Annotated in this window: 22 protein-coding genes; 16 read left to right on the top strand and 6 right to left on the bottom strand. The window is 70.6% G+C overall.

Annotated elements, in window-relative coordinates; translation table 11 throughout:
- Positions 1-56: 56 nt before the first annotated feature.
- The 4 genes from FCN22_RS16015 to FCN22_RS16000 form a co-directional block, all read right to left on the bottom strand.
- Positions 57-1,040, bottom strand: a complete 984-nt coding sequence (locus FCN22_RS16015; RefSeq protein ID WP_137122565.1) for a carbohydrate ABC transporter permease — start codon at positions 1,038-1,040, stop codon at positions 57-59.
- A 3-nt stretch (positions 1,041-1,043) separates the two neighbouring features.
- The gene (locus FCN22_RS16010) at positions 1,044-2,339 is read right to left on the bottom strand and encodes a sugar ABC transporter substrate-binding protein (RefSeq protein ID WP_202911627.1); all 1,296 of its coding nucleotides are present in this window, start codon (positions 2,337-2,339) and stop codon (positions 1,044-1,046) included.
- On the bottom strand, positions 2,336-3,325 hold the full coding sequence (locus FCN22_RS16005; RefSeq protein ID WP_137122564.1) for a MurR/RpiR family transcriptional regulator: 990 nt from the start codon (positions 3,323-3,325) through the stop codon (positions 2,336-2,338). The genes FCN22_RS16010 and FCN22_RS16005 overlap by 4 nt, the downstream gene beginning before the upstream one ends.
- A gap of 126 nt (positions 3,326-3,451) precedes the next feature.
- Positions 3,452-4,801, bottom strand: coding sequence for an aminotransferase-like domain-containing protein (locus FCN22_RS16000; RefSeq protein ID WP_137122563.1), 1,350 nt, complete (start codon positions 4,799-4,801; stop codon positions 3,452-3,454).
- Between the two features lie 61 nt (positions 4,802-4,862).
- Between FCN22_RS16000 and FCN22_RS15995 the strand changes: the two genes are divergently transcribed.
- From FCN22_RS15995 to FCN22_RS15985, 3 genes are all read left to right on the top strand, one after another.
- Positions 4,863-6,353: a CoA-acylating methylmalonate-semialdehyde dehydrogenase gene (locus tag FCN22_RS15995; protein WP_137122562.1), complete on the top strand. Its 1,491-nt coding sequence runs from the start codon at positions 4,863-4,865 to the stop codon at positions 6,351-6,353.
- 62 nt (positions 6,354-6,415) lie between these two features.
- Entirely contained in the window at positions 6,416-7,795 is a 1,380-nt protein-coding gene (locus tag FCN22_RS15990) for an aspartate aminotransferase family protein (protein ID WP_137122561.1), read from the top strand.
- 150 nt (positions 7,796-7,945) lie between these two features.
- A complete protein-coding gene (locus tag FCN22_RS15985) occupies positions 7,946-9,013 on the top strand; it encodes an SIS domain-containing protein (RefSeq protein ID WP_238384787.1) in 1,068 nt (355 codons plus the stop codon).
- An 83-nt stretch (positions 9,014-9,096) separates the two neighbouring features.
- On the opposite strand, the gene FCN22_RS15980 is transcribed toward FCN22_RS15985, so the two are convergent.
- Positions 9,097-9,894 carry a TetR/AcrR family transcriptional regulator gene (locus FCN22_RS15980; protein ID WP_202911626.1) on the bottom strand — a complete coding sequence of 266 codons (798 nt, stop codon included), beginning with the start codon at positions 9,892-9,894 and terminating at the stop codon, positions 9,097-9,099.
- Between the two features lie 86 nt (positions 9,895-9,980).
- Between FCN22_RS15980 and FCN22_RS15975 the strand changes: the two genes are divergently transcribed.
- The 9 genes from FCN22_RS15975 to FCN22_RS15935 all read left to right on the top strand — a co-directional run bounded on the left by FCN22_RS15975 (position 9,981) and on the right by FCN22_RS15935 (position 18,235).
- Positions 9,981-11,282, top strand: a complete 1,302-nt coding sequence (locus tag FCN22_RS15975) for an acetyl-CoA C-acetyltransferase (protein ID WP_137122559.1) — start codon at positions 9,981-9,983, stop codon at positions 11,280-11,282.
- The gene (locus FCN22_RS15970) at positions 11,279-12,652 is read left to right on the top strand and encodes a 3-oxoacyl-ACP reductase (protein WP_137122558.1); all 1,374 of its coding nucleotides are present in this window, start codon (positions 11,279-11,281) and stop codon (positions 12,650-12,652) included. The genes FCN22_RS15975 and FCN22_RS15970 overlap by 4 nt, the downstream gene beginning before the upstream one ends.
- A gap of 3 nt (positions 12,653-12,655) precedes the next feature.
- Positions 12,656-13,585 carry a MaoC family dehydratase gene (locus FCN22_RS15965; RefSeq protein ID WP_137122557.1) on the top strand — a complete coding sequence of 310 codons (930 nt, stop codon included), beginning with the start codon at positions 12,656-12,658 and terminating at the stop codon, positions 13,583-13,585.
- A gap of 111 nt (positions 13,586-13,696) precedes the next feature.
- Entirely contained in the window at positions 13,697-14,095 is a 399-nt protein-coding gene (locus FCN22_RS15960) for a hypothetical protein (RefSeq protein WP_137122556.1), read from the top strand.
- Between the two features lie 42 nt (positions 14,096-14,137).
- Complete coding sequence (locus FCN22_RS15955) at positions 14,138-15,604, top strand: sensor histidine kinase (protein ID WP_137122555.1); 1,467 nt, start codon at positions 14,138-14,140, stop codon at positions 15,602-15,604.
- Entirely contained in the window at positions 15,601-16,269 is a 669-nt protein-coding gene (locus FCN22_RS15950) for a response regulator transcription factor (RefSeq protein ID WP_137122554.1), read from the top strand. The genes FCN22_RS15955 and FCN22_RS15950 overlap by 4 nt, the downstream gene beginning before the upstream one ends.
- Positions 16,270-16,410: 141 nt before the next feature.
- Positions 16,411-17,037, top strand: coding sequence for a DUF4956 domain-containing protein (locus FCN22_RS15945; protein ID WP_238384786.1), 627 nt, complete (start codon positions 16,411-16,413; stop codon positions 17,035-17,037).
- Positions 17,034-17,867 carry a polyphosphate polymerase domain-containing protein gene (locus FCN22_RS15940; protein WP_137122553.1) on the top strand — a complete coding sequence of 278 codons (834 nt, stop codon included), beginning with the start codon at positions 17,034-17,036 and terminating at the stop codon, positions 17,865-17,867. Before FCN22_RS15945 ends, FCN22_RS15940 begins: the two co-directional genes overlap by 4 nt.
- 164 nt (positions 17,868-18,031) lie before the next feature.
- Positions 18,032-18,235 (top strand): cold-shock protein, encoded by a 204-nt coding sequence (locus FCN22_RS15935; protein ID WP_137122552.1) that lies wholly within the window; start codon positions 18,032-18,034, stop codon positions 18,233-18,235.
- 102 nt (positions 18,236-18,337) lie between these two features.
- Here FCN22_RS15935 and xylB read toward each other — a convergent pair whose 3' ends face one another.
- On the bottom strand, positions 18,338-19,738 hold the full coding sequence (gene xylB, locus FCN22_RS15930) for a xylulokinase (protein ID WP_137122551.1): 1,401 nt from the start codon (positions 19,736-19,738) through the stop codon (positions 18,338-18,340).
- Between the two features lie 225 nt (positions 19,739-19,963).
- On the opposite strand from xylB, the gene FCN22_RS15925 reads away from it, so the two are divergent.
- The 4 genes from FCN22_RS15925 to FCN22_RS15910 are packed head-to-tail and all read left to right on the top strand — an operon-like array spanning position 19,964 to position 24,312.
- Positions 19,964-21,451 (top strand): extracellular solute-binding protein, encoded by a 1,488-nt coding sequence (locus FCN22_RS15925; RefSeq protein WP_137122550.1) that lies wholly within the window; start codon positions 19,964-19,966, stop codon positions 21,449-21,451.
- Positions 21,448-22,380 (top strand): carbohydrate ABC transporter permease, encoded by a 933-nt coding sequence (locus tag FCN22_RS15920; RefSeq protein WP_202911625.1) that lies wholly within the window; start codon positions 21,448-21,450, stop codon positions 22,378-22,380. Before FCN22_RS15925 ends, FCN22_RS15920 begins: the two co-directional genes overlap by 4 nt.
- Positions 22,377-23,285, top strand: coding sequence for a carbohydrate ABC transporter permease (locus FCN22_RS15915; RefSeq protein WP_137122549.1), 909 nt, complete (start codon positions 22,377-22,379; stop codon positions 23,283-23,285). The genes FCN22_RS15920 and FCN22_RS15915 overlap by 4 nt, the downstream gene beginning before the upstream one ends.
- Before the next feature lie 19 nt (positions 23,286-23,304).
- Entirely contained in the window at positions 23,305-24,312 is a 1,008-nt protein-coding gene (locus tag FCN22_RS15910; protein ID WP_137122580.1) for an NAD(P)-dependent alcohol dehydrogenase, read from the top strand.
- Positions 24,313-24,330 lie beyond the last annotated feature (18 nt).

Raw genomic sequence — 24,330 nt, 5'->3', positions numbered from 1 at the left:
GGCCTGCTGCGAACGACGTGCCGGACGGAGTGTGGGGCGGTCTTCGCGGGGTGCGCTCACGAGATCTCATCCTCGCGGAAGAGCGCGCGCAGGTAGACGACGGTGATCACCAGGAGCACCAGGGTGAGCAGCACCGCGATGGAGGCCCCGAGCCCGTACTGGTTGCGGTTGATCGACTCCACGTAGGACCACACACCGAGGTTGAACACGTCCGGGTTCGAGCCCGATCCCCCCGGCATCAGGTAGACCTGCGCGAAGACCTTGAAGTCCCAGATGGTCGACAGGATGGTCACGACGGCGAACACCGGGCGCATCATCGGCACGGTGATCTGCCAGAAACGCTGCCAGGCGTTCGCGCCGTCGATCTTGGCCGCTTCGTGCAGCTCAGCCGGCACAGTGGTCAGCCCGGCGAAGATGGTGATCGCGATGAACGGATAACCGTGGTGGATCACGTTGAGCGTCGCGATCGCGTAGAACGACAACCGCTCCGTGAACCAGTTGAACCCCTCCGGTCCGAGCAGTCCGACGCCCTGCAGCATCTTGCGCACGACACCGCTGTCCGGGTCGAAGATCCAGACCCAGACGTAGGTGCCCGTCACCGCCGGCAGCGCCCACGCCAGCAGCGCAGAGGCGATGATGGCGGCGCGCACGGCAGGTCCGACGCGCTGGAGCAGCAGGGCCACCAGCGTGCCGAGGACGATCGTGCCGACGACGGCGAAGGCGGCGAAGACCACCGTGTTGGGCAGGACGGTCTTCCACAGGTAGGAGCCGCCGAGCACCTCGCGGTAGTTGTCGAGGCCGGTGAAGACCGGGTGCCCGGAGATGACCTCCTTGAGGCCGTAACGGTGGAAGGAGAGGTAGGCGACCCGCACGATCGGGTAGATGAGCAACGCACCGATCACGACCAGGGGCGCGGCGAGCAGCAGCCACGGCCGGAGGCGGACCCGCAGCGGCCGTGGCCGGCTGTGCAGCGAGGGATCGCGTGGCTCCGGCGGCTCGAGGGTCGCCCTCGAGCCGCCGGACACGGTGGTGCCTGCCACGAACTAGCTCCCGGAGTTCAGCGTCTTCGTGATGGCGTCCGAGGCCTTCTTCGTCGCGTCCGCCACCGAGGTGCCGGTCAGGATCGACTGCAGCATCTGGGAGACGGTCTTGTCACCCTCGACCGCACCCCACTGCGGGGCACTCGGCACGTTCTTGCCGGCGTTCAGCATGACCTTCGCGAACGGTGCCACGAGCGGGTCGGGGCTCTCGGCGAACTTCTTCAGCTGCGTCTGCGTGCTGGGGAAGAAGTTGGTCTGCTCGGCCCACTTTTTGGACAGCGTCCCGGTCGTCATCATCTTGACGAACTTCCAGGCCAGGTCCTGCTTCTCGCTCGTCTTGAGCACGGCCAGGTTGGACCCGCCCAGGAAGGCCGGTGCCATCCCCCCGTCCTTGCCGGGGATGGCGAAGGCGCCGATCTTGCCCTTGAGCTCTGGGTTCTGCTCGGCGACGGTGCCCGGCGTCCAGTTGCCCTGGATCACCATGACCGACTTGCCCTTGGTGAAGGAGTCGAGCAGGTCCGTCTCGAGCCAGGTGGCCGCACCGGTGCTCGACGAGTGGTGCTTGAGCGCCAGGTTGGTGTAGTAGGTCAGGCCCTCCTGCGCCTGCGGCGAGTCCAGCGCACCCTTCCACTGGTCGCCGTCCTTGGTGGCGAAGTCACCGCCGGCGCCCCAGATGAACGGCGCCGCGCCGTAGGAGCTCCCACCCGCGACAGGGAAGGGCAACATCTTGGGTTCCTTCTTGTGCAGCGTGTCGACCAGCGACTGCAGCTGCGCCCAGCTGGTCGGCGGCTGGAGGCCGTCCTTCTTGAAGATGTCGGTGCGGTAGACGATCGCGCGAGTGCCGGCATACCAACCGACTCCGTACATCTTGCCGTTGTAGGTCGCCGAGTCCTTGAGGGCCGGGATCAGGTCCTTGGACACCCCCGAATCGTTGATCTTGTCGGTCAGGTCGGTGAGGCCGCCGGCAGCCGCGAACTCGGGGGTCCACGTCGTGCCGATCTCCGACACGTCGGGGCCCTCACCCCCGGCGAACGCGCGGACCAGCTTGTCGTGTGCGTCCGCCCACTGGATCTCCTGGACCTTCAAGGTGGCGCCGGTCTCCTTCTTGAACTGCTTCTTGGCCTCGGCGTAGAAGGCGCTCGCGTCGGGATTGGTCCCCTTCATCACCCACCAGGTGAGTGATGAGTCGCCACCGCCGCCGGTCGAGCCGGCCGACGGTGAACCGTCGTCGCCGCACCCGGCGAGCAGCATGCTGGCTGCCGCGAGCACCGCGACGCCCGCCTTGTTACTGAACCTCATCGGTGTTCTCTCCTTCGTTGGGGCGTGGTTGGTATGACGTGCTGCTCGCCGCCGCGCGCGGGTTCGGTGACCGGCGACACGTGCCGTCGCCGCCCGAGGAGGGCCTCGTGGGTGGCGTGCATCAGGGCGGACGAGCGGTCGTAGGTCAGCTGGACGACACGGATGAAAACGGCGTCGATCAGGAACAGCTGGGAGATGCGAGAGCTCAGGGCGGCCGGCCGGATCTGTGACTCGCGACCGACCACGGACACGAGCACGAGCTCGCTGAGCCCGGCCAGCGGCGAACGGGGGTCGGTGCTGATTGCCACGGTCCCCGCGCCGTGGCGCTGCGCCTGGCGCACGGCCTCGAGCACGTCCGCGGTGCATCCGGACGAGGAGATGCCGATGGCGAGGTCGTCGGGGCCCATCAGCACAGCGGCGGTCAGCGCCTCGTGCCCCTCGGTGTGCGGCACCGCCCGGATGCCGATCCGGTTGAGCTTGCCGGCGAAGTCGACGGCCACCAGGCCGGAGGCGACTACGCCGAACAGGTGCACCGTTCCCGCGGCGACGATGCGCGCCGCGACCTGGTCGACCACGTCGGGGTCGGCGCTCCTGGCGGTGGCGTGCACGGTGTCCTGCTCGTCCCGAGCCAGTTTGTTGATCACCGACGCCACGTCGTCGTCGGCCTCGATGTCGCCGATGACCCGCTCCTGGGCCTGTCTCGGGGCGGCGGCCGTCATGGCGGTGAGGGCCAGCCGCATCTCTCGGTAGCCGCCGTAACCAAGCCGGCGAGCGGTGCGCACCACCGTGGCAGACGAGCTGCCGGTCCGCTCCGCGACCTCGCGGGCGTCGAGCCCGCCGATGTCGGCCGGTCGCTCGAGGATGAGCTCGAGGATGCGGCGCATCGGCGCGGAGACGGTCGGGGCCAGGGACCGCGCGTGGGCGCTGAACAGGACGAGGTCGCGGCTGGGCGCAGCGATGAAATGCAGATTCTCCCCAGCGACCATTCGAGAAATCTAGTTTCAGGCGCGACGGGAGTCAATGGCTTTTGCGGCCGAGCCGAGTCCGTGTCCGAACCGAGACCTCGGCGGGCCGGAGCGGGCGGAAGGGAGGGCGGTCGGCGGGAGGAGGAGTCAGCGGGCGCGCACGCCCCAGGCCTGGGTGCGAGCCGCCGTCGCGATCGCCTCCGCCAGCGCGTCGTGACCGTCGCGGACGAGGCCCACGGTCACCCGGACGTGTCCCTGCTCCTCGGGCAGCACGGCGAACGGCGCTCCGGGGCTGACGCCGATGCCCTGGCTGGCGAGCCGGACCAGTGCGGCTGCCTCGTCATGCACCGGAACCCAGATGTTCAGGCCCTCGGAGCCGCCCACGGCGACGCCTCGGGTGGCGAGCGCGTTGACCACGGCCTGACGACGCCGCGCGTACTCGTCGCGCGCCGCGGCGACCTCGGCCACCGACCGCTCGTCGGTGAGCAGGCTGAGCAGGATGCGCTGCAGCAGCCGGCTGCTCCAGCCCTGGCCGAGCTGGCGACGGGCGAGGACGGCTCCCATCACCTCCGGCGGCCCGCTCATGGCGGCCAGGCGGAGGTCGGGCCCGTGCGATTTGGAGAAGCTGCGGACGTGGACGGTCTGGTCGGGCAGCCACGCGCCCAGGCTGAGCGGCGCGGAGGTCGAGGTGGCGTCGGCCGAGTCGTCCTCGACGACCAGGGTGTCGGTGCCCTCCACGAGCCCCGCCAGCTCCCGAGCCCGCGCCCTCGTCATCGTCACCCCGGTCGGGTTCTGCGCCCGCGGCTGGAGGTAGACCGCGCGTGGCGACGCCGTGAGGGCGGCTGCGAATGCTGTCGGTTCGGGCCCGCCTTCGTCCAGCGGCACGCCGACTACCTCGACGCCGACAGCCTCGAGCAGGTCGAGCAGCGGTGGGAAGCAAGGGTGCTCGACCACCACCCTGTCACCCAGCCGCAGGCACGTCCGAGACACCAGGTCGAGGGCCTCCATGGCGCCGTCCACGACGGTGAGCCTCGCCTCACGAGTGGGCCATTCGTCCAGCAGGACTCGGTGGAGCTCGGGCAGCACGGGTTCGTCGAGGTAGCTGCCGGGCGTGCCCGCCGTGCGGACCGCCGCGAGCGCCCGTGTCAGGCCGGGGAGCAGGGTGGCGTCGGGTACGCCGGTGGACAGGTCGAGCGAGAGCGGTGCCTGGTGCTCGAGGACCCGACGGTAGCGGCCGGGGCCGGCACGGGAGCTGTCGATGACGGTCGTGCCGCGTCTGCCCTCGGTCCGGATCGTGCCGGCGCGGGCGAGCAGCGCCCACCCGGCACTGACGGTGGTGGGTGACAGCGCCAGCTGCCGCGCCACCTCCCGGATCGGGGGCAGCTTGGCCCCGGGCGCCAGGTCGCCGTCGTGGATGGTCCGGCTCACGGCGGTGGCCAGTCCCTTGGCGGTCGGCTGCTCGAGGCGCTCCTCGATGGCGGACAGCACGTCACTCATGTTTTGTAACATAGCAATAGATCTATTGTATGGCGAGTATGTGTGGCCTACCGTGGGGGTCATGACACAGCGCATCTCTCACTGGATCGACGGCCAGCTCGCCTCAGGCAACTCCGGCCGCACCTCCCCGGTCTACAACCCCGCCACCGGCGCCCAGACCGGCGAAGTCGAGCTGGCCAGCACCGAGGAGGTGTCGGCGGCCGTGGCCAAGGCCAAGGCTGCCGCGAAGGAGTGGCGGCACGCTTCCTTGTCCAAGCGCTCGGCCGTGCTGTTCGCCTTCCGCGAGCTGCTGCACAACCACGTCGACGAGATCGCCGAGATCATCACCGCGGAGCACGGCAAGACGCTGCCCGACGCAGCAGGTGAGGTCTACCGCGGTCTCGAGAACGTCGAGTTCGCCACCGGCGTGCCGCACCTGATGAAGGGTGGCTTCTCGGAGCAGGCCTCCACCGACCTGGACGTCTACAGCATCCGCCAGCCGCTCGGTGTGGTGGCCGGCATCACCCCGTTCAACTTCCCCGCGATGGTGCCGCTGTGGATGTGCGCCAACGCGATCGCCTGCGGCAACGCGTTCATCCTCAAGCCGAGCGAGAAGGACCCGTCCGCGTCGCTCAAACTCGCCGAGCTGTGGAAGAAGGCCGGGCTGCCCGATGGCGTCTTCACCGTCCTGCAGGGCGACAAGGAAGCCGTCGACGCGATCCTCACGCACGAGGACATCGCCGCGGTGAGCTTTGTGGGCTCCACCCCGATCGCGCGGTACATCTACGAGACCGGCACCGCGCAGGGCAAGCGGGTCCAGGCACTCGGCGGTGCCAAGAACCACGCACTCGTGCTGCCGGACGCCGACATCGACATGGCCGCCGACGCGGTGGTCTCGGCCGCCTACGGTGCGGCCGGAGAGCGCTGTATGGCGTTGTCGGTCACCGTGGCGGTGGGCGACGCCGCCGACCCGCTGGTCGACGCGATCGCCGCGCGGCTCCCCAAGCTCACCATCGGCGCGGGGACGAGCCCGGACACCGACATGGGCCCGCTGATCACCGCAGCCCACCGGGAGAAGGTCGCGAGCTACATCGGCGCGGGGGCCGACGCCGGCGCCAAGGTCGTCGTCGACGGCCGCGAGGCGGACGTGCCGCAGGACGGGTTCTTCCTCGGTACCACGCTGCTGGACGAGGTCAAGCCCGACATGACGGTCTACACCGACGAGATCTTCGGGCCGGTCCTCTCGGTGGTGCGCGTCGACACCTACGAGGAGGGCCTCGAGCTGATCAACGCCAACCCGTTCGCCAACGGGACCGCCATCTTCACGCGCGACGGCGGAGCTGCCCGGCAGTTCCAGTTCGACGTCGAGGTGGGCATGGTCGGCGTCAACGTTCCCGTCCCCGTCCCGGTGGCCTACTACTCCTTCGGTGGCTGGAAGGCGTCGCTGTTCGGTGACAACCACATGTACGGCCCCGAAGGTGTGAACTTCTACACCCGCGGCAAGGTGGTCACCTCGCGCTGGCCCGACCCGGCCACCTCGACGATCGACCTCGGTTTCCCCCGCACCCGCTGAGCAACAGCGGTCGGCATCATCCACGCACGGCAGGCACACGGCATACAGGAGGATCAGCGGCAATGAGCGAGCAGACAGGGACGACGGCCGAGGCCACACCCGGGCAGGAGCAGGTCCGCCGCGACGACCGGGCCCACGTGTTCCACTCGTGGTCGGCGCAGGCCCAGATCGACCCGCTGCCGATCGCGGGGGCGGAGGGCGCCTACTTCTGGGACTACGACGGCAAGAAGTATCTCGACTTCTCCTCGCAGCTGGTCAATGTCAACATCGGCTACCAGCACCCGAAGCTCGTGGCAGCGATCCAGGAGCAGGCGGGCAAGCTCGCGACCATCGCACCGCCGTTCGCCAACGACGCGCGATCCGAGGCGGCCCGCCTGATCGCCGAGCTCGCGCCGGGTGACCTGAACAAGGTGTTCTTCACCAACGGTGGGGCCGACGCCAACGAGCACGCCATGCGGATGGCACGGGTGCACACCGGGCGGCACAAGGTGCTCGCGGCCTACCGCAGCTACCACGGCGCGACGTCGGGTGCGATCGCGCTCACGGGCGAGCCGCGGCGCTGGGGTTCGGAGCCGGGCGAGGTTGGCATCGTGCACTTCTGGGGGCCCTACCCCTACCGCTCGCCGTTCCACTCCACCAGCGAGCAGGAGGAGAGCGAGCGCGCCCTGCAGCACCTGCGCGACACGCTCATGGTCGAGGGGCCACAGACGGTCGCGGCGATCATCCTCGAGACCGTGGTCGGCACCAACGGCATCCTCGTGCCGCCGGACGGCTACCTCGCCGGGGTCCGCGAGATCTGCGACGAGTTCGGCATCATCTTCATCGCCGACGAGGTGATGGCCGGGTTCGGGCGCTGCGGCGAGTGGTTCGCGGTCGACCACTGGGGCGTTGCTCCGGACCTGATCACCTTCGCCAAGGGGGTCAACTCGGGCTACGTCCCGATCGGCGGTGTCGTCATCTCCGACCGGGTGTCGGCGTCCTTCGACGACCGGCCCTACCCCGGCGGTCTCACCTACTCCGGTCACCCGCTCGGCTGCGCCTCGGCGGTCGCCTCGATCAACATCTTCCGCGAGGAGGGCATCATCGAGCACGCTCGGGCCCTCGGCACCGACGTCATCGGGCCGCAGCTGCAGGCGCTCGCGGAGCGGCACCCCTCGGTCGGCGAGGTGCGCGGGCTCGGCGTGTTCTGGGCGCTCGAGCTGGTGCGCGACCGCGAGACCCGTGAGCCGCTGGTGCCGTTCAACGCCAAGGGTGCCGACGCGGCGCCGATGAGCGAGTTCGCCGCCGCCTGCAAGGGCGCAGGGCTGTGGCCGTTCACCCACTACAACCGCACCCACGTGGTGCCGCCGTGCACGACCACGGCCGACGAGGTGAGCGAAGGCATCGCGATCCTCGACGAGGCGCTCAAGGTCGCCGACGGCTACTACACCGGCACCGCCTGAGCCGCGCCGCCTGATCTGTACCGACACCAGGGACCGAGCCTTAGCGGCCGGTCCCTGGTGTCTTCTCGGCCGCTGTCGGCTCTTGTGGCCCGGCGGTCGCCCCTGCCGACGAGGCATGATGGCTGCACCAGCCCGATCGAAGGAGACCACGTGACGCCCGCCTCACCCGTCGACCCGGCAGCTCCGACGCTCGGCCGGCTCATGACCGCCGAGATCGACGAGCAGCCAGCGGTGCTGGCTCGGCTGCTCGACGAGGGGCTCGCGCCGATCCGGCAGGTCGCCGAGCAGATCAGGAGGGCCGAGCCGCGCTTCGTGATGCTGGCGGCGCGTGGCACGAGTGACCACGCGGCCCTTTACGCGAAGTACCTCATCGAGATCACTCTCGGCCTGCCCGTGGCGCTGGCCTCGCCGTCGACCGTGACCGTGTATGACGCCCAGCCGCACCTGAAGGACGTGCTCTGGATCGCGGTGAGCCAGTCGGGTGGCTCACCCGACCTGATCGGGTCGACCGACGCCGCGCGCCGCGCGGGGGCCCACACCCTGGCCCTGACCAACGCCCCCGACTCGGCCCTGGCGGCGACGGCGCAGTGGCACGTCGATGTCAGGGCCGGCGTCGAGAAGGCGGTGGCCGCGACGAAGAGCTACACGGCGGAGCTGCTCGCGCTCTGGCTGCTCGTCGACGCCTGGCGTGGCGGTGACGCAACGGTGGCCAAGGACCTGCCCGAGCAGGCGGCGCGGACCCTCGAGCTCGCGGACGTCGCGGCGGTGGCGGCGCGCTACCGGTTCGTCGACAAGATCGTGACGACCGGTCGGGGCTATGCCTATCCGACGGCGCGGGAGGCTGCGCTCAAGCTGATGGAGACGTCATACGTGTCGGCTCACGCCTTCTCGGGGGCGGACCTCATGCACGGCCCGCTGGCCATGATCGACGTGGACCGGCCGGTCATCGCCGTGGTCTCTGCCGGCCCCGGAGGTGAGGCGCTGCGGCCGGTCCTGGAGCGCCTGCACGAGCGCGATGCCGACGTGTGCATCGTGGGCGACCCGGGCTTCGCGCTCGGCGAGGACACCGTGATCCGTCTCCCGGACGGCGTGGACGAGTCGATCGCCCCGATCCTGCAGATCATGCCGCTGCAACGCCTGGCCTGTGCGATCGCGGTGGCGCGCCACCACGACCCCGACGAGCCCCGCGGCCTGCTCAAGGTAACCCTGACCCGCTGATCGGGCCGTAGAGCCTTGGCACCGACACCCCCGCTTCGGGCGCGCGCTCACGAGTCCTCTTGCGGCTCCGGAGGATCGGGGTGCTAGCCCTCCTCGAGGGCGGCGACGAGGCCCCCGCAGATCAGGTCGGTGACGTGCGCCACCAGCTCCGGTCGGGGCATCGGATCGGGTTCGGCGAGCCAGTGGTCGGTGACCGCGCGGACCAGGCCGACCAGCCCGTGTCCCCAGGGGCCGGCGGGAGCGGTGTCGTGGCCGCCGGCCCGCAGCCGGGCAGCGATGATGCTCGCCACGTGCTCGCCGATCCGGCCGGTCATCCCGGCGACCGGGTCCTGCTCCGGCGGCCGGTCGAGCAGCGGTCTGGTGACGACGAACCGGTAGACCTCGGGGTCGCGTTCGACCAGCCGCAGGTAGGTGTCCACCACCGCCGACATCAGCCGGCGCAGCTCGGTCCGCACCTCGGCTCCGCTCGCGGCCGGACGTCCTGCACCGTGGTTGCTGTGGCGACCGGTTCGCAGGACGTCCTGCCGGCGCGCTTCGGGACGTCCTGCACTGTGGTCGCCCGGCCGACCGGTTCGCAGGACGTCCGGCGCCGGATCGGTCGCGGCGACGGTGATCTCGCGCAGGATCAGGTCGTCGACGAAGGCGACCACCGCGGCATACAGGCCGGCCTTGTCGCTGAAGTGGCGATAGACCACGGTCTTGCTGGTGCCTGCCTCGGCCGCGATCTCGTCCATCCCGACGCCGGCCCCGTGGTGGCGGATGGCCCGGAGCGTCGACTCCACCAGCTCGGCGCGGCGTGCGATGCGGTGCTGCTCCCAGCGCGTGTCCCGCCCGTCCCGTCGACCGGTGCGGTCGGCCGACGACGTGGTGGTTCGGCTCATGGCACGGACGATACCCCAGACCATTCGTACCTGATACATTCGGTATCGAGCAGTTTTTCCCGTCTTGCCCTATCCCCGGAGGAACCATGGCACCCCCCGCCACGCGCTCGGCCGTCGTCGTCGGCGGCAACCGCATCCCGTTCGCCCTCGCCGGAGGCCCCTACGCGCACGCGTCCAACCAGGACATGCTCACGGTCACCCTGGACGGCCTTGTCGCGCGCTTCGGACTGACCGGCGAGCGGATCGGCGAGGTCGCCGCGGGCGCAGTCCTCAAGCACAGCCGCGACTTCAACCTCACCCGTGAGGCCGTCCTCGGCTCCCGGTTGTCGCCCCACACCCCGGCGTATGACGTGCAGCAGGCCTGCGGGACGGGGCTCGAGGCCGCCATCCTGGTCGCGGGCAAGATCGCCCTCGGACAGATCGACTCCGGCATCGCGGGCGGCGCCGACACCGCGAGCGACGCGCCGATCGCGGTCAACGAGGGCCTGCGCCGGGCTCTGCTCGACGCCAGCCACGCCAGGAGCACGGTCGACAAGGTCAAGGCGCTCGCCGGGCTGCGGCCGGGTCAGGTCGTGCCCGAGACCCCCCGCAACGCCGAGCCGCGCACCGGCCTGTCGATGGGTGAGCACCAGGCGAGGACCGCCGCGGAGTGGCAGATCGGACGGGAGGAGCAGGACGTGCTCACCGTGGCCAGCCATCACCACCTCGCCGCGGCCTATGACCGAGGCTTCTTCGACGATCTCGTCACCCCCTACCTCGGCCTGACCCGTGACCAGAACCTGCGGCCCGACACCTCGCTCGAGAAGCTGGCGCGGCTGAAGCCGGTTTTCGGCAAGGACCTCGGCGACGCGGCGACGATGACCGCCGGCAACTCGACCCCGCTGTCAGACGGCGCGTCCGCCGTGCTGCTGGCCTCCGAGGACTGGGCGGCCGAGCACTCGCTGCCCGCGCTCGCCCGGTTCGTGGACGCCGAGACCGCGGCGGTGGACTACGTGCACGGGGCCGAGGGGCTGCTGATGGCTCCGGCGTATGCCGTGCCGCGGCTGCTCGCGCGGCAGGGGCTCACCCTGCAGGACTTCGACTACTACGAGATCCATGAGGCCTTCGCGTCCACCGTGCTCACCACCCTCGCGGCCTGGCAGAGCGAGCAGTTCTGCCGTGAGCGCCTCGGCCTGGACGCGCAGCTCGGCTCGATCGACCGCGCCAAGCTCAACGTCAACGGCTCGTCCCTCGCCGTCGGTCACCCCTTCGCCGCGACCGGGGCCCGCATCGTGGCCACCCTGGCCAAGCAGCTGCACGACCATCCGGGGGAGACGGGACGAGGGCTCATCTCGATCTGTGCCGCCGGCGGCCAAGGTGTCGTCGCGATCCTGGAGGTCGTGAAGTGACCGACCGTTACACGTCATTCGTCAACGGAGGCGTCGGCAAGGGAGTCGCCAAGCGGCTCGGCCTGCCTCGCCCACAGGTCCTGCGACGCTACGAGGTCGGGCAGCCGCTGCTCGACGGGCCGGCCCTCGTGGGGGGTGTGGGTGATGCCCCGCTGAGGGGCGCGCTGACCGAGGCGTTGCGCTCGGCCGGCGTGGAACTGCTGGAGGGAGAAGCGGTCTCGAGCTCCGACACCAAGATGGCGGCCGTCGTCGTCGACGCCACGGCGGCTCGCCTGATCACCGACCTGGAGGACCTGCGCGGGGTGCTTCAGCCGACGCTGCGCCGACTGGCTCCGTGCGCCCGGGTGCTCGTCGTCGGATCCGATCCCGACCAGCACGCGGATCCCCAGGCTGCCGCGACGCAGCGCGCCGTCGAGGGCATCGTCCGGAGTCTCGGCAAGGAGCTGCGGGCCGGCGCCACGGCCAACCTGCTGCTTGTCGACGAGGCGGCGCTGTCCGGCTCCGCGGTCGAGGTCCTCGAGTCACCGCTGCGGTTCTTCCTGTCCGCCCGGTCCGCCTACGTCGACGGCCAGCCGGTGCGCATCAGACCGGCCGAGGTCCACGAGCCGGCCGACTGGACACAGCCGTTCGCAGGCCAGGTGGTCGTGGTGACCGGTGCCGCCCGTGGCATCGGGGCGTCGATCGCGACGGTCTTCTCCCGGGACGGCGCGCACGTCGTCTGCGTGGACCTGCCCGCGGCGGGAGAGGCGCTCGCCAAGACCGCGAACCGTGTCGGTGGCACGGCCCTGCAGCTCGACATCACGGCGCCCGACGCCGGCGAGCGGCTGGCGCAGCACATCGCCACGCGCCACGGCGGCAGGCTCGACGTCGTCGTGCACAACGCAGGCATCACCCGGGACAAGCTGCTGGCCAACACCGACGCCGACCGGTGGGGGAGCGTGCTCGACGTCAACCTGGCAGCGCAGCTGCGGATCAACGAGGTGCTGCTCGACCCGGACCGGCCGGGTGGGCTGGCCGACGGCGGCCGCATCGTCAGCGTCTCGTCGACCAGCGGCATCGCCGGCAACCGGGGGCAGGCCAACTACGCGGCGAGCAAGGCCGGGGTCATCGGCCTCGTCCACGCTCTGTCGGTCCAGCTGGCCGACCGCCGGATCACGGTCAACGCCGTCGCGCCGGGGTTCATCGAGACCGAGATGACCGCCAAGATCCCGCTCGGCACCCGCGAGGTCGGACGCCGGATCAACAGCCTCAGCCAGGGTGGCCAACCGGTGGACGTCGCCGAGACCATCGCCTGGCTGGCCGGCCCGGCGAGCGGCGGGATCACCGGGCAGGTCGTCCGGGTCTGCGGGCAGAGCCAGCTGGGGGCCTGAGCCGTGGCCGACGAACGCACACCGCGCGCGACCAGGCCCGATGCCACCGTGCTCGACCACGCCCCGGCCCTCGGGCCGCTCTACGCCCGGGCCCTGCTGACCGCACCCGGGCGTGGAGGGGAGCTGACCGAGCGCGAGGTGACCCAACGCGGTGCGCGCATCGATCGCGACCGGCTCGCGGCATACGACCGCGTCTGTGGTTTCGGCGTGCGTGACGAGCTGCCGGCGACCTACCTGCACGTCCTGGCCTTCCCGCTGCAGATGGTGCTGATGGTCGACCGGTCGTTCCCCTTCGCGCTGCCGGGGCTGGTGCACGTGCGCAACCGTATCGAGCAGCACCGCCCGGTCCGGGCCGACGAGGTGCTCGACCTGTGCGCGACCGCCCGCAACCTGCGACCGCACGCCAAGGGTGCCCAGGTCGACCTGGTGGGGCAGGCGCGGGTTGGTGACGAGCTGGTCTGGGAGGGCGTGAGCACCTACCTGGCCAAGGGGGCCGAAGCGCCCGCGGAGGCTCCGTCCGGTCACGACGAGCTCGAGGTCTCGCTGCCGGACGACGCCAGTCCTGCGGCGATCTGGCGGGTGCCGAAGGACATGGGGCGCCGCTATGCCGGGGTCAGTGGCGACGTCAACCCCATGCACCTGAACCCGCTCGCCGCCAAGGCGTCCGGCTTTCCCCGCATGCTCGTGCACGGGATGTGGACCAAGGCTCGGGCGCTCGCCGCCCTCGAGCCCCGCCTGCCCGAGGCGTATGCCGTCGACGTCGCCTTCAGCCGTCCGCTGCTGCTCCCCGCCACCGTCGGCTTCGTGGCTTCGACCGCGGGAGGGCCGGGTGAGTGGGACTTCGCGGTCCGCCCGGCCAAGGGCGGGCGCGAGCACCTGCGAGGTCGGGTCGTCTCGGCGACCGTCTCCGGGCCACCTCCGGCGTTGCCCTGACGACACGGGGCGCCGGTGCTCGGGTGGCCTGCCCACGGCACCATGTGCGGATGAGAGTCCTCTCATCCGCAGCTCATCACCCGCTGAGCCCGCTGCGGCACCATGGTGGCCATGAAGGCGTCGCGGCTGATCCTGCTGACCGTCGTGCTGCTGGCCCTGGCCGGAAGCGCGCTGACGGCCCTGCTGGTCTCCGGCGACAACAGCCCCGAGCTCGGCGAGACGGTGCGCATCCGCACCGTGGGCGGACCAGCGCCTGGTCGCACGCCGGCTCCCCGCCCGTCGACGACGAGCGCCACACCCGAACCGCCGGCTTCGACCACGTCCAGCACCCGCCGACCCAGCCCGAGCAAGACCGCCACGTCCGGGCCCGCACCCGACCGCACGCACGCCTCCGACCGACCCCAGGCGACGCGGGTCACCGGCACGCCTCCTCAGGCCGGCGTCGACGATGACGACGATCACGGCTGGGACGATGCGGACGACGACCGGGACGACGGGCTCGATGACTGACCGAGCCGAGCGGACCTCCCTTCGCCCCACCCGGTCGTCGCCATGAGCGCCCGTGGCCGGATCATCGGCTGGATGGTGCTCCTCGTCGCCATCGCGCTGGCCGGGTCCATCGTCGTGACGGCGCAGGTGATCTCGGTGCGGGCCGACGACATCGCGGGGGACAACCTGTCCCACGAGGCCGACAGCTTCCACGCGTATGCCGCCTCGCCGACCGGTCGGTCCCAGCAGTCGGTCGACGCGCTGCTGACGCGTTACCTCGAGGACAGCGTGCCGGACAGCGGCGAGTCCTACTTCACCCTGTTGGACGACCAGCCGGACCGGCGCAGCTCGGTGGAACCGCCGGCCCGTCTCGACACCGACCCCGGGTTCATCAAGGAGGTCGCGGGTCACGCCGAACCCGTGTCGGGGTGGTGGCAGAGCCGGGCGGGCAAGGTCCGCTACGGCGTCATCCCGGCCAGGGTGGACGGAGACCCGCAGCGTGGCGCCTTGGTGATCCTGCAGTTCCGTGACGTCCAGGCCGGACCGTTGTTCGCCTCGGTCAAGATCTTCGGCATCGTCGCGGCGGTCGCGCTGGTCTTCGCCGGCGTGGCGAGCTGGCTGGTCGCGGGCCGCGTCCTCGAGCCGGTCCGCCTGATGCGGCAGACGGCCGAGCAGATCAGTGAGTCCGACCTGCACCGCCGGATCCCCGTCACCGGCAAGGACGACGTCGCCCGGCTGTCGGCGACCTTCAACCGGATGCTCGACCGGCTCGAGGGTTCGTTCGACACGCAACGACGGTTCATCGACGACGCCGGCCACGAGCTGCGGACCCCGATCACGGTCGTCCGCGGCCACCTCGAGCTGATGGGGGACGACCCGCAGGAGCGCGCGGAAACCACCGCCCTCGTGCTCGAGGAGCTGGACCGGATGAAGCGCATCGTCGTCGAGCTCATCGACCTGGCCCGGGCCGAGCGCCCCGACTTCCTCGCGCCGGGTCGTGTCGACCTCGCCGACCTCACCGTCGACGCGCTGGCCCACGCACGCGTCCTCGCCGAACGGCACTGGGCGGTCGACGCCGTGGCCGAGGGCACCGTGGTGGCCGACGGGCAGCGGCTCACCCAGGCCCTGATGCAACTGGCGTCGAACGCGGTGCAGCACACCGCCCCTGGTGACCGCATCGCCATCGGTTCTGAGCGGTATGGCGACCGGTTCCGGCTGTGGGTCAGTGACACCGGGCGCGGGGTGTCACCGGCGGACGCGCCGCACATCTTCGAGCGGTTCCGCCGCGGTGAGGGACCGGTCCGCGCCCACGGGGCCGGGCTCGGTCTGTCGATCGTGAAGTCCATTGCCGAGGCCCACGCAGGCACCGCCCGGCTCGTCGATCGCCCGGGTCCGGGGGCGACCTTCGTGCTGGACCTGCCGGTCGCGGCCGGCGACGTCGAAGTGGTGCCCGATCGCGACGACGAGGCGACCGGGACTGACCAGGCCTTCTCCGACAGTCCGATACCCGACCCGGAGGCGAGACCATGAACCGCATCCTCATCGCCGAGGACGAGACGCGCATCGCCTCGTTCCTCGAGAAGGGTCTGCGCAGCAACGGCTTCGTGACCACCACGGTCCGCAACGGCCGAGCCGCCCTGGACGAGGCGCGCCATGGTGACCACGACCTGCTGGTGCTAGACATCGGCCTTCCCGAGATGGACGGCTTCACCGTGCTGCACCGGTTGCGCGAGGCCAAGTCGACCATTCCGGTGCTGATCCTCACCGCCCGGGACAGCGTCGATGACAAGGTCGCCGGGCTCGCCGGCGGTGCTGACGACTACCTGGCGAAGCCGTTCGCGTTCGACGAGCTGCTGGCCCGGGTCCGGCTCCGGCTGCGCGGCGACCGGGTGGCCGAGGCCACGGTGCTCGAGGTCGGGGGGATGAGTCTCGACCTGCGCACCCGACGGGCCCGTGTCGATGGCAGGGAGATCGACCTCAGTGCACGGGAGTTCGCGCTGGCCGAGGCCTTCTGCCGGCACCCCGACCAGGTGCTCTCTCGCGAGCAGCTGCTCTCTCAGGTCTGGGGATTCGACTTCGACCCGGGGTCCAACGTGGTGGAGGTCTACATCCGCTACCTGCGGCGCAAGCTGGGCGCCCAGAGGATCGAGACGGTCCGGGGGATGGGCTACCGGCTCGTCGTCGACCCCAGCTGACCGCATCCCGCGGCTGCCTCGAGGTGCCAGTGATGAGAGCGCTCTCATCCGGGGCTTGCGTGGGTCTCATCGGCGTTGGGCACGGTGGGTGTCAGGTCGGGCACCGCGACGGTTGCCCGGCGACGCAGAAGGAGAGACCTGATGAACCTGATCATGGCGATCACCGCCGACCTCGCCGCCATCACCCTGCTCGTGTTCGGGGTCTACTACCGCCGGCACTTCCGGCGCGATCTGGTGCTCGCCTACGTCGCACTGAACGTCGGGATCATGGCGGTCGCCGCCCTCCTTGCCGGCAGTGGCGCCGGAATCGGCCTGGGCATGGGCCTTTTCGGGATCCTGTCGATCATCCGCCTACGGTCTGACGCGATCACCCAGGAGGAGGTCGCCTACTACTTCATCGCGCTCGCCCTCGGCCTCGTGAACGGTCTGCACCCGGGCCCGATCTGGCTCGCCCCAGCGGTCTCGGGCGGTCTCGTGCTGGTGATGTATGCCGCGGACCACCCGAGGTTCGCCCCCCGGACGCGACGCCAGACGGTGACCATGGACACGGCATACCCGCGGGAGCCCTCGCTCCGGGCCGCGCTCGAGCAGCTGCTCGACGCCGACGTTCTCCACGTGGTGGTCCTCGAGCTCGACCTCGTGCGCGACACCACCGTCGTGGACGTCCGCTTCCGGAGCCGCCCGCAGCCAGTGGCCACCCGGGGACAGACCCAGCGGCCGGGACGGGAGCTGGCCGGCCAGAGCGACCTCGTGGCGGTGACCCGATGACCGCGCTCGCCTCGGCCACGTGCGGGGCACCGGCACGCACGGCAGCGGCATCCCGCTCGCGAGCCGTTCTGCAGGCGGTCGCGTCTGGCAGCGCGTCGGTCGCCCTGCCCCAGGTGATGGAGGTGGCCGGGCTGCAGACCCGGGTGGACCGGAAGTACCTCCTCACGCCCGAGCAGTTCGCCACGCTCGCCGGCGACCTGGGTTGCCGGTTCCGTGCCCTGCAGATCGGTGGGCGCCGGCTGTTCGGCTATGAGTCGGCATACTTCGACAGCCCGGACCTCGCGCTCTACCGGGCACACCGGCAAGGGCGGCGGCGCCGCTACAAGGTGCGTTCGCGCAGCTACCTGGACAGCGAGGAGTGCCTCTTCGAGGTCAAGCTGGAGGGGCGGCGGGCGGAGACGGTCAAGCACCGCGTGCCCTACCCCTTCGAGGAGCGCGGCGGGATCAACCGGGCGGCGGTGGAGTTCCTCGAGGGCGTGCTGCACGACGAGTACCGTCTGCGGCCGCCTGAACTGGTGCCATCGGTGACGACCCGCTACCGCCGGGCGACGCTGGTCGACCTCGACGAGGGGTCGCGGCTCACCTGTGACGTGGACCTCGAGTGCGTCCTGGACGGCCGCAGCGAATGGGGTCCGGACCGGGTCCTCGTCGAGAGCAAGAGCACCGGCTCCGGCTTCGCGGACCGGGCACTGGCCGCGCGCGGTGTCCGGGGCGTGAGCGTGAGCAAGTATTGCCTCGGAGTCGCCCTGCTGCACCCGTGGCTGCCGGCGAACCGGTGGAACCGGATCCTGCGGGGTGAGTTCGGTTGGAGCCCGCAGCGTGCATGTTAGGGTTGAGTTGGTTGCAGTTGCAGTTCCTCGCAGGTCGAAGAAGTGCCCGCCCCAACGAGCGGGCCTTTTTTATCCCAACGGGCATGTCCCGGCAGTGGGGGTAGTACGGCAGCCTGGCCCGCGCGAGGTGCGCGGTCCACCCGCCAATAAGAAAGAGTTACCCCATGGCACAGGGCACCGTGAAGTGGTTCAACGCCGAGAAGGGCTTCGGCTTCATCGCACAGGACGGCGGCGGCCCCGACGTCTTCGTGCACTACTCGGCCATTCAGTCGGACGGCTACCGTTCGCTGGACGAGGCGCAGCGCGTCGAGTTCGAGGTCACGCAGGGCCCCAAGGGCCCGCAGGCAGACGCGGTCCGTCCGGTCTGATCCACCAGCGAGACTGACTGCGGCACCGCAAGTTTCGTAGTCCTATCGCAGTAAGGACGAGGCCCCCGGGTTCACCCGGGGGCCTCGTTGCGCGTGCGGCGGTCACACGTGCGGATACAGCTGGTGCCGGTATGCCGCGTAGCGCTCGCGCACCTGCTGTCCCCATCCCTCGCCGCTGGGTGCGATCTCTGCGGCGACCCGCCGCTCCCAGACCGGTGGCTCGTCGGAGCCGGACTCGACCCAGGCGGCCTGCCGGGCGGCGCCCAGCGCGACGTATTCACCCGGCTCGGGAACCACGACCGGCACCCCGAAGATCTCGGGAGCCGCGGAGCGGACCGCCTGCGACTGGGCGGCGCCGCCGATGAGCAGCACCTGCTCGACCGGGACGCCGCTGCGCCGGACCGCGTCGAGTGCATCGGCCAGACCGCACAGCATGCCGAGCACCCCGGCCCGCGCGACGTGCTCGGGAGTCATCGTCGACCGCCGCAGCCCGTGCAGGCTCCCGGAAGCCTCCGGCAGCGAAGGGGTCCGCTCACCGTCGAGGTAGGGCAACAGGATCGCGCCGTCGGCGTCGAGCGGGGCCTGCGCCTGGAGGCGCTCCATCCCGGCCAGGTCGGTGCCGAGCGCGGTGGCGACGGCTCCGAGGACCCGAGCCGCGTTCATCGTGCAGGACAAGGGAAGCAACTGCCCCTCGCCGTCTGCAAACCGGTTGAGCTCGCCGCTCGGGTCCGGTTCGGCATCGGCCGCCGACGCGAAGACCGCGCCGCTGGTGCCGAGTGAGACAACGGTCTCCCCGGCCCGCAGGCCCAGACCGAGCGCGGCCGCGGCGTTGTCGCCGAGCCCGGGGCCGACCACGGTGCCGCGCGCGGTGCGGCCGGCCGGCTCCGACGGTGCCAGGACGCGGGGGACACCGACGGTGCGCCCGAACGCGAGCTCGAGCAGGTCCATCCGGTAGTCGCCCGTGGTGGCCGACCAGTAGCCCGTGCCGGAGGCCTCGCTGCGGTCGGTGGTCGTGGCCTCGGGGGACCCGAGCAACCGCCAGGTGAGCCAGTCGTGGGGCAGCAGCACCTGAGCGACCCGGTCGGCCAGCTCGGGCTCGCGCTCGCGCATCCACGCCAGCTTGGTGACCGTGATCGAGGGGATCGGCACCGAGCCGACGGCCTCCACCCAGGCGTCACGACCCAGCTGTTCGGTGAGCGCTCGCGCCTGGGGCGCGCTGCGCACGTCGTTCCACAGCAGCGCCGGCCGCACGGTGTTGCCCTGCGCATCGAGCGTCACGAGGCCGTGCTGCTGGCCGGCGACCGCGACGGCACTGGCCGTCGGCACCTCGTCCGAGACCCGCTGCAACGCCTCCCACCACAGTTGCGGGTCGATCTCCGTCCCGTCCGGGTGTGGCGCCTGGTCGAGGGACAGCACCCGGCCGGTGGAGGGATCGACCGTGACGACCTTGCACGACTGGGTGGAGGAGTCGACTCCTGCGACGCGATCTGTCGGTGAGCTCATGGACGAAGTCTGCCGGTTCGTCTCGGCGGCAAGTCCACTCGGGCCTCGGAAGAACTCGCGTGACGACGCCCACTGCGTCGAGGTGCTGTAGCTCGACACACGAATTGTCGAAGACCGACCCTTGATCTCACACAAAATGTGTGGGAAGTTGTCCGGCACCGCAGGAGGAGGTCGGCCCCGTCGCCGGCCCCCGCCGCCGCCCGCCTCACCCGAGGGAGCCTGCCCATGCCGAAGCGACTCGACCGCCTCGACCTCTCGCGGGGACCCACTCGTCGTGAGGTGCTGCGCGCCGGCGCCTGGGGCGCCGGGGCGCTGGCCGGCGCGGCCCTCCTCGGGGCGTGCGGCAAAGAGGAGGCGCCGGTCCCGCCGCTGGCACAGGGCTCCGATCCCTGGCGCCGGTTCGCGGGGACGACGATCAACTTCATCTCCGAGAACACTGCGCCCACCGCGGCGATCGCCGCGAACCTCAAGCCGTTCACCGACCTCACCGGCATCCGCGTGCAGATCGTCAACCTGGAGCTGTCGGCACTGGTCCAGCGTGTGGCGCTGGACATGGCCTCCGGCGACGCGCAGTACCAGGTCATCTACGCCGACCCCTACCAGGTGCTGGCACCGTATGCCGGCGGGCTGGCCGACCTGCGTGAGTTCATCGAGGACGACAGCTACCCCGAGCTCGAGGGCGGGGTGGAGGACTTCATCCCGACCCAGATGGATGCGGCAGGACGCTTCGAGCGGGCGGACGGGCCGATCTATGCGCTGCCTTACGACTGCCCCACGATGATCTGGCAGTACCGCGCCGACCTCTTCGAGAAGTACCACGACCCCATGTCGAACGACCTCGGCTTCGACCCGACTCCCGGTGCGGACCGCACCTGGGAGGAGTACCGCAAGATCGCGGCCTGGTTCAACGACCACGTCGACGAGGTCAAGTACGGCACCGGCCAGCAGGCCAAGCAGCACGACTCGCTGCAGTGCGACTTCAGCAACGTCCTGTGGAGCTACGGCGGCGACTACTTCGAGGGAGGGCAGAAGGCCGGCCTGCTGGGCACCACCGATCCGGGCGCCTCGCGGCTGCGCGAGGACACGGCGATCGAGGCGGCGGCCTTCTACGGCGACCTGCTGAAGGTCGCTCACCCCGGCTCGCGGACCTGGGACTGGGACGGTGTCGGAGCAGCCCTGCGCGCCAAGGAGATCGCGATGTGCCCCAACTGGCACGAGTTCGCGGCCAGCAACGAGCAGGTGCTGCCTGGCAAGATCGGCTACGCGCCGCTGCCCAAGGGACCCGCCCGGTCCTCCGACATCTACGGTGGCACCGGCATCGGGATAGCCGCCAACAGCACGGGCGCTGCCCGTGGCGCGGCCTGGCTGTTCGTCAACTGGGCGACCTCGCCGAAGACCCAGCTGGCCAACCTCAAGAGCAAGGCCGGCGGTGGGACCCCGACGCGCACCTCGGTCTACGAGTTGCCCGAGGTCAAGAAGGCCGAGCACCGGCCCAGTGCCCTGCCCAACATGCTGACCGGTCCAGCGGTGAGCAAGGCGTGGGAGAAGGACCACATCGGGCTCCGGCCGAAGATCCCGATGTGGAACGAGTGCGACACCGCGATCTTCACCTCGTTGTCCAAGATGATCGCCGGTCAGCAGTCACCCAAGGAGGCCATGGTCGACACGGCCGACAAGTTCGACCGGGTCGTCTCGAGAGGGTGGTTCGCGTGAGCGTCACAGCCGAACGGACTCCGGCGCGGCAGGCGTCGCGACCTCCGCGCCCACCCCGGCGCAAGAGCCGGTTCACCTTCACCGGCAAACTGATGACCCCGGGCGTCGTCCTGCTGGCCCTGTTGTCGATCCTGCCGTTCATCGCCCTGATCGTGATGAGTTTCAGCCGGGTGCGGTTGCTCGGTGGCGTGCGGCTCGAGTGGGTCGGTGTCGACAACTGGACCCGGGTCCTGACCGACCCGGACATGTGGTCGAGCTGGTTCCGCACCGCCGTCTTCCTCGTGCTCACCCTCGGCATCGAGATGGTGTTGGGCATCGGCATCGCGATCGCCTTGCACCGCGTGGTCAAGGGCCGTGGACTGCTCCTGTCCCTGGTGCTGCTGCCGATGTTCGTCGCGCCGGTCATCGTGGGACTGCTCGGGCGCTACCTCACCGACTCGACTTTCGGTCTCTACTCGTCGATCCTGCACTCCCTCGGCTGGGACGCCGACATCCTCGGCAGCCCGACGAGCGCGTTCGCGGCGGTGGTGCTCATGGACGTCTGGGAGTGGACCCCGCTGATCGCGTTGATCACCCTGGCCGGCCTCTCCGGCGTCAACCCCTCGATCCTCGAGGCCGCGTCGCTCGACGGAGCCGGTTACTGGAAGTCCCTGCGGCACATCGTGCTGCCCTCGATCTCGGGAATCCTCCTGGTGGCGCTCCTGATCCGGGCGATGGACGCGGTCCGCTACTTCGACATCATCTTCGTGACCACCAACGGTGGACCGGCCGACGCCACCAAGACCATCCCGATCCGCCTGTTCGAGACCGCCTTCCGGTTCTTCGACCTCGGCTACGCGGCGGCGATCGGGTTGATGATGCTGGCGGTCACGATCGCCATCTCGCAGGCGTTCGTCCGGATCCTCACGGCGAAGGGGCTGACCCGATGACCACCGAAACCACGGCCACGGACACGGCGGGGACGCAAGACGGGGGTCCGCCGCGGCGAGACGTCGAGAAGGCGCGCAGCAGCAGGACAGTCGGCAACCTCAGCACCGCGGTCGTCATCGTCGTGGTCCTGCTGTGGACGCTGGTGCCGCTCGTCTGGATGGTGCTCGGTTCCTTCAAGAACAGCGCCGACGTCACGTCCAGCGACCCGAAGTGGTTCTTCGCGCCCACGATGGACAACTACAAGCACCTGTTCAGCGGCGCCAACGACCTGACGCCCTACCTCGTGCACAGCATCATCGCTGCTGGCGTCGCCGCTCTGCTGTCGCTCGTCCTGGGCACGCTCGCCGGCTACGGACTCTCACGCTCGGCGATGCGGGGCAAGCACCACCTGTCGTTCTGGATCATCTCCACGCGGATGGCCCCGATCGCCGCCGTGGTCCTGCCGCTCTTCCTCATGTTCCGGGTGGCCGGCCTGATTGACACCCTGCCGGGGTTGATCCTCGCCTACATGACCTTCAACCTGCCCTTCGCGATCTGGTTGATGAGTGCCTTCTTCGCCGACGTTCCCCCGTCCATCGAGGAGTCGGCGCTGGTCGCCGGGTGCACCAGGTGGCAGGCCTTCTGGTACGTCATCCTGCCGCTGTGCAAGGCGGGGCTGGTGACCACCGGAGTGCTCTGCCTCGTGTTTGCCTGGAACGACTACGCGTTCGCCACCGTGTTCGCCGGGCCGAGCTCGCAGACCCTGCCCATCGCAGCCAGCCAGCTGGTGACGCAGACCGGTATCGACTGGGGTCAGCTCACCGCGATCGGCACCATCGTGGTGCTCCCGATGGTGCTCGCCGGCCTGGCGGTGCGGCGCTGGCTGGTCACCGGGTTGACCCTGGGGGCGGTCACCGGTGAATGACGTGAGCGTGCCCGACACGATGCGGGTGAGCGTCCTGCGCGGGATCCGCGACGTGGCGGTCGAGGAGCGGCCGACACCGCAGCCCGGGCCGGGCGAGGTCCTGGTCCGGGTCGGCTCCGTCGGGGTGTGCGGGTCGGACGTCCACTACTACGAGCACGGCCGGATCGGTGACCACGTCGTCCGGGGCCCGCTCGTGCTGGGCCACGAGGCCGGGGGTCGGATCGTCGGCGTCGGCGAAGGGGTCGACGTCTCTCGGGTCGGGCAGCGAGTATCGCTCGAGCCCGGGGTGCCCTGCCGCCACTGCGTCCAGTGCCGCGCCGGACGCTACAACCTCTGCCCCGACGTGGTCTTCTTCGCCACGCCACCCGTGGACGGCGCCTTCGCCGAATACGTCACCATCGCCGAGGACTTCGCGTATGCCGTGCCCGACCAGCTCTCGGACGACGCCGCTGGCCTCATCGAACCGCTCTCGGTGGGGGTCTGGGCCAACCGCAAGGCCCGGGTCGGCGCCGGCTCAAGGGTGCTGATCAGCGGCGCGGGCCCCGTGGGCCTGGTGGTTGCCCAGGTGGCACGGGCCAGGGGGGCGAGCGAGATCGTCGTGTCGGACGTCGACTCGCGGCGGCTCGAGGCGGCCACCCGGTTCGGCGCGACCCGCGTCCTCGACGCGCGTGACGGCATACCGGCGGGGCTGGTCGTCGACGCCTTCGTGGACTGCTCCGGCGCACCCTCCGCGGTGGCCAGCGGATGCCGCGCCGTCGGGCCGGCCGGCGTGGCGGTGCTCGTCGGGATGGGAGCCGACGAGGTGACCCTGCCGGTGTCGCTGGTCCAGAACCGCGAGATCGAGGTGACCGGCACGTTCCGTTACGCCAACACCTGGCCGGAGGCCATCGCTCTGGCGACCTCGGGCCAGGTCGACCTCGACGGGCTCGTCACCGCGCACGTCGACCTCGACCACGTGGTCGAGACCCTCGACGTCGACCCGCAGGCGGGGCACCTGAAGATGGTGGTGCGCCCCGGCGGGGTGTGACCCCTGGGCAGGAACCGG

Source organism: Segeticoccus rhizosphaerae (assembly GCF_005222685.1).
Taxonomy (GTDB): Bacteria; Actinomycetota; Actinomycetes; order Actinomycetales; family Dermatophilaceae; genus Segeticoccus; species Segeticoccus rhizosphaerae.
This window is presented reverse-complemented; position numbering and strand designations above follow the sequence as displayed.

Excerpts from the sequence above, each read along its gene's own strand:
- FCN22_RS16010 (WP_202911627.1), bottom strand. The coding sequence starts at position 2,339 with ATGAGGTTCAGTAACAAGGCGGGCGTCGCGGTGCTCGCGGCAGCCAGC.
- FCN22_RS16005 (WP_137122564.1), bottom strand. The coding sequence starts at position 3,325 with ATGGTCGCTGGGGAGAATCTGCATTTCATCGCTGCGCCCAGCCGCGAC.
- FCN22_RS16000 (WP_137122563.1), bottom strand. The coding sequence starts at position 4,801 with ATGAGTGACGTGCTGTCCGCCATCGAGGAGCGCCTCGAGCAGCCGACC.
- FCN22_RS15995 (WP_137122562.1), top strand. The coding sequence starts at position 4,863 with ATGACACAGCGCATCTCTCACTGGATCGACGGCCAGCTCGCCTCAGGC.
- FCN22_RS15990 (WP_137122561.1), top strand. The coding sequence starts at position 6,416 with ATGAGCGAGCAGACAGGGACGACGGCCGAGGCCACACCCGGGCAGGAG.
- FCN22_RS15980 (WP_202911626.1), bottom strand. The coding sequence starts at position 9,894 with ATGAGCCGAACCACCACGTCGTCGGCCGACCGCACCGGTCGACGGGAC.
- FCN22_RS15975 (WP_137122559.1), top strand. The coding sequence starts at position 9,981 with ATGGCACCCCCCGCCACGCGCTCGGCCGTCGTCGTCGGCGGCAACCGC.
- FCN22_RS15960 (WP_137122556.1), top strand. The coding sequence starts at position 13,697 with ATGAAGGCGTCGCGGCTGATCCTGCTGACCGTCGTGCTGCTGGCCCTG.
- FCN22_RS15955 (WP_137122555.1), top strand. The coding sequence starts at position 14,138 with ATGAGCGCCCGTGGCCGGATCATCGGCTGGATGGTGCTCCTCGTCGCC.
- FCN22_RS15950 (WP_137122554.1), top strand. The coding sequence starts at position 15,601 with ATGAACCGCATCCTCATCGCCGAGGACGAGACGCGCATCGCCTCGTTC.
- FCN22_RS15945 (WP_238384786.1), top strand. The coding sequence starts at position 16,411 with ATGAACCTGATCATGGCGATCACCGCCGACCTCGCCGCCATCACCCTG.
- FCN22_RS15940 (WP_137122553.1), top strand. The coding sequence starts at position 17,034 with ATGACCGCGCTCGCCTCGGCCACGTGCGGGGCACCGGCACGCACGGCA.
- FCN22_RS15935 (WP_137122552.1), top strand. The coding sequence starts at position 18,032 with ATGGCACAGGGCACCGTGAAGTGGTTCAACGCCGAGAAGGGCTTCGGC.
- xylB (WP_137122551.1), bottom strand. The coding sequence starts at position 19,738 with ATGAGCTCACCGACAGATCGCGTCGCAGGAGTCGACTCCTCCACCCAG.
- FCN22_RS15925 (WP_137122550.1), top strand. The coding sequence starts at position 19,964 with ATGCCGAAGCGACTCGACCGCCTCGACCTCTCGCGGGGACCCACTCGT.
- FCN22_RS15915 (WP_137122549.1), top strand. The coding sequence starts at position 22,377 with ATGACCACCGAAACCACGGCCACGGACACGGCGGGGACGCAAGACGGG.
- FCN22_RS15910 (WP_137122580.1), top strand. The coding sequence starts at position 23,305 with ATGCGGGTGAGCGTCCTGCGCGGGATCCGCGACGTGGCGGTCGAGGAG.